The following is a 13155-nucleotide window of genomic DNA, read 5'->3' on the forward strand; positions in this document are numbered from 1 at the left end:
TCATGCCCGTGTCAGTTCTGATATTGGCACTGGATTTGGTGTCTACCTTGCGTGCTTGTTAACCCCAGGCAAAATCAAGAGCTTCTGACTATCATCGACGGCTTGAGTTATGATACCGCTGTCGCGGAATGTGGATACCTTGCTGCATCTGCCGAGAGGGAATGGCGTGCCTTTGGAAAATGCGGGCCTGTCTGCCAACAATTTCCGCCCCTTTTGTACGAGACATTATATACTGGGCTCGCCCCGGTTGATCATGGTATTTTGCGCGATGAAGGCATCAGACCATCACAGCACCCCAATGTGTTCGCAGAGCTGAAGTCCGCTGGCCGTAAAACTGGTACTGTGACGCACAGCGAATTTCACACACTCTATGATGGATCGGCATTTGGTCCGTTTGAGCACACTGAAATCACCGACATCAAACAGCCGATCCCATTTGCGCGGTACTATTCGATGGAAGGGTACTGTCCCGAAAATTCCTGCATGCCATCAGATATTGATTTGTGCGCGCGAACCTGGAATCTGGCCCATGACCATTCGCCGGAATACCTGCTGCTGCATATGCCCGCCTGCGACACGCTGGGTCATTGGTTCCCGCTGTCTTTCCCCAATACCGGATGCAGGCGTGGAGAACTGACAATGCCCTGCCCCGCTTGATCCCGCGCCTGCGGGCCGCTGGATATGACGTATTGGTCACTGCGGATCATGGCATGAATGCCGACGGACATCACGCGGGGAACCAACCCTGTTTGCGTGCGGTGCCATTCTATTCTTTTTCTGAACAAGTTCACGCGGACGAGAAATTGGTTCTCGATCAAGGAGCCATCGCCCCAACAATTCTAAACCTGATTGGCATCGATACGCCCGAAAGCATGATTGTGCCGGCATTGGTAAAGTGAATGCATGGCACGGTTGGACGCTACGTGCGAAAACCAGACATTGGTGAAGTGGCAACGAAAGCTCACAACGTCCCGCTCTGTGGACCTTAGTGCTTCCAGCAGCGAACGTCTCCTTCCCGCCCTATTTTTCTGAAAGGTAAAGACGACCCAAACCGGACTCTATGCGATTGTTGTTGAAGACAGCTTCCGTCCTAAATGAGCTACCCTTAGAAGGTGTTGTTTTGCTAAACGCATTGTCGTGGATGAAATGAGTTTCACCAAAATAGCGTTTTCAGAGGAACTATGATCTTGGCCAGACTGGGTGATGGTCATCGATGACGAAAACATGGCTGTGACGTTGGGGGGCGTGGCGGTGACGCACCGGGTGCGGCGCTCCGTTGGCCTCGTGCTCGTGGTGTATCTCGTCACCAAAAGCATGCTCGTGCTCCACTGCGGGATGCTCATGTTCGATTTCCACAGGGTCGTTCGATGGCCACAACCGCGTTGCACATATCGATGCGATAGCTGTCAAAGCGGCCATAAAAAAGAACGTCGGTGACAGCCCGATCCATGCGCCGAGCTGACCTGACAGAGGATAGGCAAGAAGCCATGCGGCATGGGACAAGGCGAAGTGCGCCGCGAATACCGCGGGCCGATCTTCGGCATGGCAAGACCGTGTGATAAGCAGCCCCGCCGGGGTCTGAATCAACGATGCCCCTGCCCCCAGAGCCAGCCATAAAACCAATCCGGCAATCAGCTCGGGTCCGGTTCCGGCCAGTGCCATGCAACAGGTCATGATCATTGCGCCCATCAACATCACCCTGCGCGGCGAGTTGTTGCCCAGAAGCCGCGGCAACACCAAGGCAACCACCATCGAGCCGATACCGCTGGCTGCGAAATGCAGCGCGACCATTTCATCACCATACCCCAAGTCAACCTTCACCCGAACGACGGTATTGACGATGATCATCGCTGTGGCCGCCGCCACGCCGATATAAAGCGCCAACAGCCCGCGCAGACGCGGTGTGGCCAAATAGATCCAAGCCCCCCGAGTCAGGCGCTTGCGGAACGGGGTCTGCGCCGCAGCCGGGTTCTGCGACGGCAGGATCACACTTGCGACCAGCGCGGCCGAGGCCAGGAACCCAATCGCGGTTCCAGCAAACAAAGCGTGAAACGAGGTGACCGCCAGCAAGGCTCCGGCAATGGTCGGGCCAAGCAGCGCCTCTAGGTCGTAGGTCAGGCGCGAATAGGACAGCGCCTGAGTATAGCTCTCTTCGTCCTCCAGAATATCGGGAATCGTTGCCTGAAAGGTGGGCGTGAACGCGGCCGAGAAGGCCTGAAAACCGAACACCAGCAGGTAAATCTGCCAAATCTCGGTTACGAAAGGCAGTGCCAAGACCAACGCTGCCCGCGCTAGGTCCAAAGCAATCAGAAAGGGCTTGCGCGGCAGCCGAACCGCGATTGCTGCGGCCACCGGAGCCAGCCCGACATAGGCCACCATCTTGATTGCCAGCGCGGTCCCCAGAACGGCACCAGCGTTCCCCCCAGCCAGTTCAAACGCGAGCAAACCAAGCGCAATCGTGGTCAGGCCGGATCCGAGCACAGACAGAATCTGTGCCAGCAACAGGCGGCGATAAACGGGGTGGGACAAAGCTCCTTGCATGACAGTGAGAATATGACTTGCAGTCCGCGACACAATGCTCATGGTGTCGCAGCAGAACGATGAGTACTGTTTGTAAGGCTCTAAACACGGGATGACTCGAATGACTGGTAAGAATGTCTTGCGGCTGCTTCTGGCCCTGACCATTCTTGTCAGTGGGCTTCTGCGGCCCCCCGGCACCATGCTTGTGTTCGATGGTGACACGATCACCTACGAGATATGTAATGGCGGCGAGCTCGAAACCATCACCATCCCTCTTGATGGTGAACCACAGCGCGCAATTGATCTGGGATGTGATTTCTTCAGCACTCAGATCGCAGCGCTGCCATTCCCATCCCCCGAAGTAATCGTGAACAGGGTCGAACTGACTCGCCTGCCCTATCCCGTCGCCTCGCGTTTTCTGGTGGAATCGATGGGGTTGCGGGCCTACGCCCCACGCGCGCCCCCTCTTGTAAGCTGACTTCGAAACACGACTGAAATCACCTTACAAGGACGACACTTATGAGCATCCTCAATCAGGCTGTGCGGTTTGCCGCAGCCGCTACTCTGGCCCTGCCGATGGCCCTTACCACGGCACAGGCCGAAACCTCGTTGACCGTGGCCGTCAAACGCGATCGCTACAGCGTCGACGAAAAGAAATTCACCTTTACGACACGCCGCCCTGCGGCACAGATCGTAGAGACAGGTGTCAAGCCGGACGAAAACTTCCTGCCCAGCCCACTGCTGTTTGAATCCTGGGACTATTCCGACGGCACCTACACCGTCACTCTGCGCCAAGGCGTGACCTTCTCGGATGGCACCCCCTTTGACGCTAACAGCGCCATCGCCGCGTTACGGCTATATGACAAGGGCAAGTCCGATTTTCTGCAAATCGACCAAGACAGTTTCCAGAAACTTGGTGACTTTGAAATCAGCTTTCGATCCGAAAAGGGGTCCGCGCTGGTGATCGAAAACATGACCCACCGTGGTACGTCGCTGTTTGGTCCTTCGGAAAACAGAGCAGAAAACCCAGTTGGCACAGGCCCTTACCTGCTGGACAGTTACGACCCCAAGCAACAGATCACCGTCGTGCGCAACGAAGGCTACTGGGGAGATGCGCCAAGCGTCGACAAGTTGACATTCCGCTTCATCGGCGATGACAATGCCCGCATGTTGGCGCTGCAGAACGGCGAGGTCGACGTAATTGGCGAAGTCACCCCGCAAATGATGCTGTCGATGCCCAAGGATGGTTCGGTCGTGCTGCATGAAAGCCGGCCGGTCCGGTATGTGGCGCTGTTGGCCAACCTGAACGGCGCGGCCCCATTTGACATCATTCAGGACTATAAGGTGCGGCAAGCACTGGCCTGGGCCATCGACCGAGACACCATCGCCAGTGTGCTGTTCGACGGCCGCGGAGTTCCTGCCAAGGGCATTCTGCCAGGATGGATGTTCAACCTCGGCGACGATCACACCAACGGGTTTGGATATGATCCGGCCAAAGCAGGTACAATACTGGATGCCGCAGGATGGACTATGGGCGCGGACGGCGTGCGTGAGAAAGACGGGCGTAAACTGAGCCTGCGTCTGGTCGCAGCCTATCCCAATGTCTCGTCCGTCAAGCCAATGCCGGAAATGCTTGACCAGATGTTTGCCGCCGTTGGCATCGATATCGATCTGATCGAGGTGGATGACAGCGGTGTCTACGGGTCGACTTATCTCGATACCGGCGAGGCGGATCTNGTCGACTTATCTCGATACCGGCGAGGCGGATCTCTATATGGAGTTCGCGTCGAACAACAACACAGACCCGACATACCTGCTTTACAACCTCTTTACCTCGGTCACGGCGTGGGGTGGTTACAAATTCACGGCCCCGGGCCCGCATGTGGACGAAATGCTGTTGAGGGCGCGCGAAGCGCAGACCCGTGAAGAGGTGATAGACTTGGTCCGTCAGGCGCACCGTGCCATCGTGCAAGACGACCTCGCGGCAATCCCGGTCCTGATGGTGCCAAACTTTGCCCTGTCGCGCCCGGGTATTCAGGTTCCGATGTCGGAATACGCCGACTGGATCGACTACGGAAACGTTCAGTTCACCAAGTAATCGTCAAATGCATGTCAGGCGAAGCCCTCCTCAAGGGGGCTTCGCCTGCAAGGATTTCCTATGCTGCGTTTCATTCTAATTCGGCTTGCATCCGCCATCCCCACACTTTTGGGCATGTCCTTTGTGGCCTTCCTGATCGTCGCCCTTGCGCCGGGTGATCCGGTGATGATGGAACTGCGCGCCATGGGTATCATGCCCGAGCCTGAAGATATCGCCGCGTTGCAGGCGGAATTTGGTCTCGATAAGCCCCTCTTGCTTCGCTACCTCGACTGGCTTGGGCATGCCCTGCGTTTCGAGTTTGGAACCTCGATTGCAACCGGGCGCCCTGTCATGGACGAGATTGCCCTATACCTGCCGGCCACTTTGTCGCTTGCCGCCAGTGCCCTTCTCGGCGCCATTGCTTTATCGCTGACGCTTGGTGGGCTTGCCGCGACCGCTGGTCAATTCTTCGGTGCCGGGTTGCGCGGCCTCACGATCCTTCTGGTTTCAGTGCCATCCTTCTGGCTGGCCCTGCTGCTGATCTACGTGTTCGTGCTGCACCTCGGCTGGGCCCGGCTTGTCGGCGATAGCTCGCTACCCGATTTGGTTCTGCCCGCGATGACCCTTAGCCTTGCCGCCGGTGCGGCGCTGGGACGGATGGTCTATGAACGTATCCGCGCCGAGATGAGCGAGGACCATATCCGCCTTGCCATCGCCAAGGGGCTGGGTCCGATCCAAATTCTGCTGGGCCATATTGCGCCCCGCATCATCGGACCGCTGATCACCGCATGGGCCAATGCCTTTGGGGGGTTGCTGGGCGGCGCAGTGGTCGTCGAGAGCATCTTTGGGTGGCCAGGGCTGGGGCAGCTTATCCTTCAGGCGATCTCGCAACGGGATTTCCCGGTGATTCAGGGTTATCTTGTGCTGATGGGGCTGACCTTTTTCCTAACCAGTCTGCTGGCCGACATCGCGGTGATCCTCACCGACCCGCAACTGCGTAGGAGGCTGGAACATGAGTGACCAGACCCTCCGCATTCCTGCAGTGCGTGTCATCCCCCAGCGCTGGCGCTCGCGCATGGGCGCCAAACGCCCTATCGGACTTTTGATCGGGCTGCTGCTTCTTTTGGGGTTCGGCTTTATGGGCCTATCGCCTTTCCTTTTCGACCTGCCTGCTCCTGACGAGATGGACCTGCTGGCTCGCCTCAGTGGCCCCACTGCTGCGCATCCGCTGGGCACCGACCATTTGGGGCGTGATCTGCTGGCCCGGCTGGTCGGCGCGGTACCGGTCTCACTCGGGGCCGCGCTGGCCGCCATGGCGCTGATCCTTGCGATGTCTCTGCCTTGGGGGGTTGTGTCGGCACTGGCCGGCGGCAAGGTCGATATGGTGATGATGCGGCTTGCCGATATCATCATGGCCTTTCCGATGCTGGTGCTGGCGCTGGCCGTCATCGGATTCTTGGGGGCCTCGCTCGAGGCATCTATCATCGGCGTTGCGGCTGCTTGGTGGCCCTCCAACGCTCGGTTGGTGCGGGCTCTGGTATTGTCAGCGGCTCAGCGCGAGTTTGTCGCCGCCGCCCGCCTAACCGGCGCATCACGCTCGCGTGTCGTGTTGCGCCATATCCTGCCACAGGTGCTGCCGCCGCTGGCGGTGATTATCTCGCTCGAAACCGCCTCGGTTCTATTGGCACTGTCCTCGCTCAGCTTCCTTGGCATCGGGGCCCAGCCCCCAACCCCGGAATGGGGCGCGATGCTGAACGAAGCCCGGCCGTTCTTTACACAGGCGCCTCATATGCTGTTGGTGCCTGGTTTTGCCGTCACCTTTGCAGTGCTGGCATTCAATCTCGTCGGTGAGGGCCTGCGTGCATGGCTCGACAAAAGGGAACCCTATCAATGGTAGATGCATTATCCGTTACCGACCTAAGCGTCGCCATTCCGGGGGCGCGACCGCTGCTCGATCAGCTCAGTTTCAACATCGCGCCGGGTGAAAGGGTTGGCCTCGTCGGACCCAGCGGTTGTGGAAAATCTCTCACTGCCGCCGCTCTATGTGGATTGCTTCGGCCGCCGCTGGCCATCACCGGCGGCATGGCACAGATCGACGGCGTCGAGTTGGTCGGAGCGGCGCCTCAGGTCTGGCGAAGGGTCCGAGGTCGCAAGGTGTTCCAGATATTCCAAAGCCCCGGCACGGCCCTGACACCGGCCCGCCGTATCCGCGCCCAACTGGCGGAAACCGCTCGGATTGTCGGCGAGGACCCGAAGCAGGCGGTGACTTCTGCCCTCGAAACCGTTGCACTGGACCCGCATGTGGCTGATTTCTTTCCCTACCAACTGTCCGGTGGCATGAAGCAGCGGGTGCTGATCGCTATGGCGCTGATCCTGCGTCCACGCATCTTGATCGCTGACGAACCGACCACCGGCCTTGATGTGTTGACCGAGCGGGAAATCCTTGCCGCCCTCACAAAGATGGCAGACGAGGTTGGCTCTTCCTTGCTGTTTGTTAGCCACGACCTGCGCGCCGTGGCGGAAGTCGCCAACCGCACGTTGGTCATGGACCATGGGCGGTTGGTCGAAGACGCCCCGATATCCAATCTGGCAACATCCATTGCCCCAGCGGCTCGGCAACTGGCAGAGGCAGCCCATGCGCTGCAGATCCAATGCTGAGGGTGGAGGGCCTTTCCAAGCACTTCTACGGGCGAGAGGTTCTGCGCGGAGTCGACCTGTCAATCGCAGCCGGTGAAGTGGTCGGGTTAATTGGGCGCTCGGGTTCTGGTAAATCCACTCTCGCGCGCTGTCTCGTCGGGCTGGAACAGATCGACGCCGGCAATATTTCATTTGCAGGTTCGCAAATACGGCCCGGCCACGGGTCCGCCCGGCAGCAGATCCAGTATCTATGGCAGGACCCAACTCAATCGCTCAGCCCCTATCTCACGGCCCATGGCGCGGTGATGGAGACCCTTTCGGGCTTTGGCGTCGGAGCGCCTGACACACGCCATTCTCGGGCTGCTTCCTTACTGGATACTCTTGGCCTGGCGTCTTCACTACACGCCCGTCACCCCTATGCGCTGTCCGGCGGGCAATGCCAGCGGGTCGCGCTGGCCAAAACGCTGGCTGCCCAACCCAAGCTGCTGGTACTGGATGAACCTCTGTCGTCACTCGATCTAGCCACCCAAATCAACACAACCAAGTTGCTGCGCAAGGTCCATGCTGAGACCGACTTGGCAATGCTGATCGTAAGCCATGACCTTGCTCCGCTCAGGCAACTGGCGGATCGAATTCTCGTCCTCGACGAGGCGCGTATTGTCGAAGATATCCCCATGCAGTCATTCATCGAACACGCACAGCATCCATTGGCACGCGCTTATGCAAAAACCCTATAGCAAAGGTCTCGCTATTCTCTCAAAATTGGTTTGCTGCAAATACCTCTCTTATACGGGACTTAGTCTTGCAGCAGTCGGAAGATACCGGAAACCGCCAATAAAATTGGGACTTCAAGCGCGTCCATGCTTTCAAGCACAGGGTCGGTAGGTGTTTTACAAACCGGGAATAGTAGCGATCCTGCTACATTGGCGCGCTTTCGGAACAGAGATAATTGTAAACTCTGCGCCACTTCTCAGCTTAGTGGCCTGCCGGCCACCCAGCTTCTTGGAGCAGGCCCAACAAGTCTTCAGAGTGTTGGGGGTGCTGATAGAAACGTTCCAAAACATTTCTGGGGCTAAAGTCCGGCCACGTTGTCTGTAGCTGCTCCAAAAGAGCGGCAGCGGATATCTTGTCGCCTATCGCTTGAAGGGCCGCGGCTTTGAACACCAGTGTAAGCGCGCTGACTGGCCCACCTTGCGTCACCGCTTCGTCAATAGCAGAGATCGCCTCCTCGTAGTTGCCTAGATGGAAGCTTGCGACGCCATAGATGTTCAGATGAGCGGGCCCGCGTGTTTTGCTGTTTCTCGACCGACTAGGATCAGACACCTTGGCGGATTCTGCAAAATGTCCTGTCATTCCAAAGATCACACCACTGAAATCCAGTGTTTTGCTGTCTACCTCGTCCAGACTTATTGCACGGCGGCTGATGTCAACTGCACGCTCATACTCACCGCTTGCAAACGCAACCCAAGCAACTGCAGATTGTGCCCATCCGCTCAAAGGGGCAAGGTTGGCCGCCTTTTGTGCGTATCCCTGCGCTTCGCCAAGTAATGTCATCCGTGTGTCGGCGTCTGGCGCCAACAATGCAAGTGTACCAAGACTATGTGCGGCACCGGCAAGAGCATCAGGAAAGTTCGGATCAATCTGAATGGCTTCTCGATACATCGAAGTCGCAAGTTTTTGATATTTGACATTTGCGATCGGGAACAACAATCCACTGGCTTGTTCCGCTAGATTTGCCGCCTGAAGAGTCGCTGTGGATTTTTCTGCAAGAGCGGATCTTTCAGATTGATTGCGTGCTGAAAAATCGGTTGCGGGCCTCTCTGGCGAAGACATTTGCCAATAGATCAGCACCGCGCCAACTGCCGCACCGAACCCTGACGCCAGCAGCCAAGGAAGAGCGCCCTGTGGTCGTACTTTTGTTATCTGGTGGACGTCTGGCCGCGCCTGAGGATCGTTTTCGATCTCTTTGCTCTCGAACCTTGGCGCATATCCACCGCTATCAATGTGAATCCGGATCGGGTTATCAAAGCCCTCGTTTTCGTAAAACTCTGAAAGCTTGCGCCGTAACCGGCCCGCATCAACTCGTACGATGCTATCGCTGCCGTCGACAGAAGCGCGTCCATAGACATCATGCGCGATTGTCTTGCCCGCAATGAGGTCTCCGCGACCAGCTAGAGACTCCTTCACGACATAGCTAAGGAACGCTTTCAACCTGTCGACATTGTTAAATGCCGCGCTTTCGAGAACACGTTTGAGTTCCGCTTTGATGGAACCCTCAGTAAAACCTGCGGCAGAGTCGTCAAGCTTTGGTTCATCAGGCATTCGACTTTAAACTCTTTTGTTTCAGCATGTTGTGCTGACATTAAACGGCCGGTTTAACGCAACTTTCACGGTATTATACTTGTTTCAATGCTCAATCCCAATACCACTTTACTCATGGGAGTTGAAAACGATCCAAACCGCACTGTTGCTCAAACGGCTGATCATTTGTTTCCGCGAAAACGGGACGAAATTCGACGTTTACGCATATCCAATCAGGTCTTCGACGAGATTTGCCGCGACTATGAAATCGTGGCGAGGATTCTCAGAGACAGTCCTTTGACTGACGTGGCGGCTGGCGAGAGCCTTGAAGGGCTAAAGGACGAAATTCGTCTTTTTCTACATCGTAGCGTCGCAAGTGATTAGCGACTTCCCAATATCCCTTGCGACTTCAAAAGGAGACCGGAAATGAATACCCGTAACAAGCTGGCAAAAGGTGCGCTCACCTCGGCCGCTATGATGACTTTGGGGATAGTTGCCCCCCCCCTTATGGGCGGACAACACGGATGGGGCCGGGCAACTGGTCCACGATGCCGAATTTTATGTGCTCAAGGCTCAACACGGAGAGCGTTGGGCTGTTGAAGACGCAGGCCTTCAGGCAAAGCTGGCCGAATTGAAGGAAAAACACGGAACCCCGCCCAACCTGATCCACATCATGTGGGACGACACGGCCTATGGAGACATGGGCATTCCGGCTATTCAGAAAATCCGAGGTTTTGATACTCCCAACATTAACCAAATGGCCCAAGAGGGTATTCTGTTCACCCGCATGTACACCGAAGTTGGCTGTACACCAAGTCGTGCCGCCGCTGCGACCGGCCGCATGGCTGTGCGCAATGGCATGTACAACATCGGCATGCTGCTCGAAAGCCACGGCCTTGACGATGAAGAAGTCACAATCGCCGAAGTCCTTTCAGAAGCGGGATATGCTACAGCGTTCCACGGGAAATGGCACTTGGGCGATATCGAAGAAAGCTATCCTCACAATCAGGGTTTTGATGAAGCATTTTTCACTGGTTACAACCAAATTTTGTCGCTGAACTCGGACGTTGCAGAACAAGGCAATGCATCCCTGGGATTGGTCGAAGACCTGTTCCCAAAAGATCCCTTCATGCTGGATGATACCTTTATCACCAAAGATTGGGTACAAATTGCAGAAGGCACCAAGGGTGGTGAAACACTTCAGTGGCGTGACAACTCGTATGAAACATATGAGGCAATTGACCCAGAAGCCCAAAAGCGGACCTTGGAATTCATCACGCGCAACGCCGAAGCAGGCAAACCATTCTATGTCGCCAACTGGCCGATGATGTCCACCTTTCTGCCAACCCGCCCCAAGAATTGTTCGGTTGCTCGCGCAATGTTGCAGGACGGATTGCAGTGTAACGTCGACGTCTTTGTAGGCAAGCTGATGGACCATCTCGAAGAGCTGGGAATTGCGGAAAACACACTGGTGATCGCCATGGCTGACAATGGGCCGATGTCACATAACCCGCCCCCCGGCACAGGCTTCGCAGAAACCATTTTCCGTGGTGGCAAAGGTGACTTCCTTGAAGGCGGCGTGCGCGTTCCAGCCTTTGCTTGGTGGCCTGGTATGGTTGATGCAGGTCAGGTCCAGGGTGACATGATCCACATCACCGATCTATTCACAACCTTCGCCAGCCTTGGTGGCGCAATGGACAACATCCCAACGGATCGTGTGATTGATGGTCTGGACCAAACCGCCCTACTATTGAACGGTGAAACCCATGGACGTCGCGATTATCAATTCACCTATGCAGGCCCTCGTTTGGGTGCGGTCATCAAAGGCAACTATAAGCGTCACATGATTTCACCCGATCCAGTGGGTGAAGCCAGCGGTATTCCAGCGGCGTTTTACTTCCTGCCTACCGACCCACGCGAAGTTTTGCCAATGATGACGCCTATGATCCACATGAAGCGTCCTTTCAACCGTATGGTATTGCGTCATGAATTGTGGAAGAAAAAGTACCCGGATTCCCAAGAAAAGCACGGTATTCCATGGACCGGCGTTGCTAATGCTTCCGATGCAGTCAAAGCCCACGCCCAACCACAAATGGTTCTGAAAGACCTGCCTTTTGATCCATTGGAATACATCGAACATCTCGATCAAATTCCGTTCGATCGAAACATGGATCCGAGTTTGGGCCAATAAAACGTCTCCCCAGCCGCGAAAGCGGCTGGGGCATTTCTTTGGTATATGCCGCCGCAGAACATGAGAGTCCCAATGCTGAACAGAAGACGATTTGTAGCCCTGACAGGTACCTTCCTTGCGGCCCCTGCCCTTATTGGAACCAAGGCCTCAGCGAGCGGTAACGGCGGCTTACCGATCACAGCGTCCAACTATAGGCTGGATCGCACACAGGCGCTATTCGATGGATCTGTTAAGATCAAAGGCGCAAACGCAACCTTTGTCGAAGATGCCATCGGTGATATGAACACGGATGCCTTTACAGGTCAGGGCAAGAACGAAATTACTGAACTTGGCCTGCATCCCTTCATGCTGGCACATGCCAACGAAGGGTTTCGCGACTACGCGTTGCTTCCAATCTTTCTCCTACGTCAGTTCCGGCACAAAAGTGTGTTTGTGCGTTCGGACGCAGCGATATCGAAGCCCGAGGACCTGCGTGGACGGCGCGTAGGAACGCCGGGTTATTCCTCGACCTCTCTCACCTGGATACGCGGTATTTTTGAGGATGAATATGGCTTGAAACCCTCGGATGTAGAATGGGTCGTCGCCACACAAGATAGCTCTGCAGGAGAAGCTGGCAAAATCTCGGCTCAAGAGAACCGCCTGCCTGACAACATCAATGTCACCAAAGGCACACCAGGCCTGGATGAATCCGAATTGCTTTTGACTGGCGAAGTTGATGCGTTGTTTCATGCCGCCACGCCGGCTGCATACTTGCAAGGAGACCCCCGCATTTCGCGATTGTTCCCAGATTTCAGAAGCGTTGAACAAGATTACTTTCGCAAGACAGGCATCTTCCCAATCATGCATGTGCTCGCTATCCGGCGCGATACAGCCAAAGATCACCCTTGGTTGGCGCAATCAGTGTTTGACGCATATTCTAGGGCCAAGTTTGCAGCCTACCGCCTCAAAGATCGCCTTACATGGGCAACAGATATGCTACCATGGTATAGTCAGGAACTCGAGAACACGCGTGCACTGATGGGGAGCAATTTCTATCCTTACGGAATGACCGCCAATCAAAAGGCCGTCAAAGCCCTATTCCGATATTCGCACGATCAGGGCCTCGCGAGCCGCGTCCTCAGTATCGAGGAAACGTTCCTACCCCAAAGTTTAGCTTTCTCAGAAACATACCGCTAAGTTTTATGAGGGTTATGAAAAGATAAGATCCTGCACACAGGATACTTCTGATCGCGCGATGTCTTCTGTACTGACGCAAGCCAATTTACACAAACATATATGCAAAAACCGCGGGGGATTTCTTCCCCAAAGCTCTCGGCCGCGCCTCAGGTTTACCGATCTTGCATTCCCACGAGCGCTCGTCGTGTGAAGTGGTCCTGCTTTTTAGGACAGGTTTGCGGCTTGGCTAAGATGCATCTGGTTTATGTTCATG

12 protein-coding genes are annotated in these 13155 nt (G+C 55.9%); 10 read left to right on the top strand and 2 right to left on the bottom strand.

The annotated features are described in order from the left end of the window. The first annotated feature begins 617 nt into the window (after positions 1–617). Positions 618–899 carry a hypothetical protein gene (locus tag FAP39_RS16490; protein WP_138017478.1) on the top strand — a complete coding sequence of 94 codons (282 nt, stop codon included), beginning with the start codon at positions 618–620 and terminating at the stop codon, positions 897–899. A 280-nt stretch (positions 900–1179) separates the two neighbouring features. Here the strand turns inward: FAP39_RS16490 and FAP39_RS16495 are convergent, their stop codons facing one another. Beyond that, positions 1180–2529, bottom strand: a complete 1350-nt coding sequence (locus FAP39_RS16495) for an MFS transporter (RefSeq protein WP_425471449.1) — start codon at positions 2527–2529, stop codon at positions 1180–1182. Positions 2530–2641: 112 nt separating this feature from the next. Between FAP39_RS16495 and FAP39_RS16500 the strand changes: the two genes are divergently transcribed. From FAP39_RS16500 to FAP39_RS16525, 7 genes are all read left to right on the top strand, one after another. After that, positions 2642–2998 carry a hypothetical protein gene (locus FAP39_RS16500; RefSeq protein ID WP_138017479.1) on the top strand — a complete coding sequence of 119 codons (357 nt, stop codon included), beginning with the start codon at positions 2642–2644 and terminating at the stop codon, positions 2996–2998. 98 nt (positions 2999–3096) lie between these two features. Beyond that, positions 3097–4446: an ABC transporter substrate-binding protein gene (locus FAP39_RS16505; protein ID WP_425471450.1), complete on the top strand. Its 1350-nt coding sequence runs from the start codon at positions 3097–3099 to the stop codon at positions 4444–4446. Then, on the top strand, positions 4412–4618 hold the full coding sequence (locus tag FAP39_RS17705; protein ID WP_212743439.1) for a hypothetical protein: 207 nt from the start codon (positions 4412–4414) through the stop codon (positions 4616–4618). Before FAP39_RS16505 ends, FAP39_RS17705 begins: the two co-directional genes overlap by 35 nt. Positions 4619–4678: 60 nt before the next feature. Continuing rightward, positions 4679–5617 carry an ABC transporter permease gene (locus FAP39_RS16510; protein WP_138017480.1) on the top strand — a complete coding sequence of 313 codons (939 nt, stop codon included), beginning with the start codon at positions 4679–4681 and terminating at the stop codon, positions 5615–5617. Further along, positions 5610–6494: an ABC transporter permease gene (locus FAP39_RS16515; protein WP_212743440.1), complete on the top strand. Its 885-nt coding sequence runs from the start codon at positions 5610–5612 to the stop codon at positions 6492–6494. The genes FAP39_RS16510 and FAP39_RS16515 overlap by 8 nt, the downstream gene beginning before the upstream one ends. After that, on the top strand, positions 6488–7255 hold the full coding sequence (locus tag FAP39_RS16520) for an ABC transporter ATP-binding protein (protein WP_171006904.1): 768 nt from the start codon (positions 6488–6490) through the stop codon (positions 7253–7255). The genes FAP39_RS16515 and FAP39_RS16520 overlap by 7 nt, the downstream gene beginning before the upstream one ends. Next, positions 7249–7971 carry an ABC transporter ATP-binding protein gene (locus tag FAP39_RS16525; RefSeq protein ID WP_138017482.1) on the top strand — a complete coding sequence of 241 codons (723 nt, stop codon included), beginning with the start codon at positions 7249–7251 and terminating at the stop codon, positions 7969–7971. The genes FAP39_RS16520 and FAP39_RS16525 overlap by 7 nt, the downstream gene beginning before the upstream one ends. Before the next feature lie 238 nt (positions 7972–8209). On the opposite strand, the gene FAP39_RS16530 is transcribed toward FAP39_RS16525, so the two are convergent. Next, positions 8210–9556: a tetratricopeptide repeat protein gene (locus tag FAP39_RS16530; RefSeq protein ID WP_138017483.1), complete on the bottom strand. Its 1347-nt coding sequence runs from the start codon at positions 9554–9556 to the stop codon at positions 8210–8212. 472 nt (positions 9557–10028) lie between these two features. Between FAP39_RS16530 and FAP39_RS16535 the strand changes: the two genes are divergently transcribed. Together FAP39_RS16535 and FAP39_RS16540 are read left to right on the top strand one after the other, a co-directional pair. Further along, positions 10029–11726 (top strand): sulfatase-like hydrolase/transferase, encoded by a 1698-nt coding sequence (locus tag FAP39_RS16535; RefSeq protein ID WP_138017484.1) that lies wholly within the window; start codon positions 10029–10031, stop codon positions 11724–11726. Positions 11727–11798: 72 nt separating this feature from the next. Continuing rightward, a complete protein-coding gene (locus FAP39_RS16540) occupies positions 11799–12902 on the top strand; it encodes an ABC transporter substrate-binding protein (RefSeq protein ID WP_171006905.1) in 1104 nt (367 codons plus the stop codon). Positions 12903–13155: the final 253 nt, after the last annotated feature.

It is taken from the genome of Shimia litoralis, assembly GCF_005518135.1.
Lineage (GTDB): Bacteria > Pseudomonadota > Alphaproteobacteria > Rhodobacterales > Rhodobacteraceae > Shimia_E > Shimia_E litoralis.

Coding starts and splice junctions, on each gene's coding strand:
- FAP39_RS16490 (WP_138017478.1), top strand. CDS start 618: ATGCAGGCGTGGAGAACTGACAATGCCCTGCCCCGCTTGATCCCGCGC.
- FAP39_RS16500 (WP_138017479.1), top strand. CDS start 2,642: ATGACTGGTAAGAATGTCTTGCGGCTGCTTCTGGCCCTGACCATTCTT.
- FAP39_RS17705 (WP_212743439.1), top strand. CDS start 4,412: ATGCTGTTGAGGGCGCGCGAAGCGCAGACCCGTGAAGAGGTGATAGAC.
- FAP39_RS16510 (WP_138017480.1), top strand. CDS start 4,679: ATGCTGCGTTTCATTCTAATTCGGCTTGCATCCGCCATCCCCACACTT.
- FAP39_RS16515 (WP_212743440.1), top strand. CDS start 5,610: ATGAGTGACCAGACCCTCCGCATTCCTGCAGTGCGTGTCATCCCCCAG.
- FAP39_RS16520 (WP_171006904.1), top strand. CDS start 6,488: ATGGTAGATGCATTATCCGTTACCGACCTAAGCGTCGCCATTCCGGGG.
- FAP39_RS16525 (WP_138017482.1), top strand. CDS start 7,249: ATGCTGAGGGTGGAGGGCCTTTCCAAGCACTTCTACGGGCGAGAGGTT.
- FAP39_RS16530 (WP_138017483.1), bottom strand. CDS start 9,556: ATGCCTGATGAACCAAAGCTTGACGACTCTGCCGCAGGTTTTACTGAG.
- FAP39_RS16540 (WP_171006905.1), top strand. CDS start 11,799: ATGCTGAACAGAAGACGATTTGTAGCCCTGACAGGTACCTTCCTTGCG.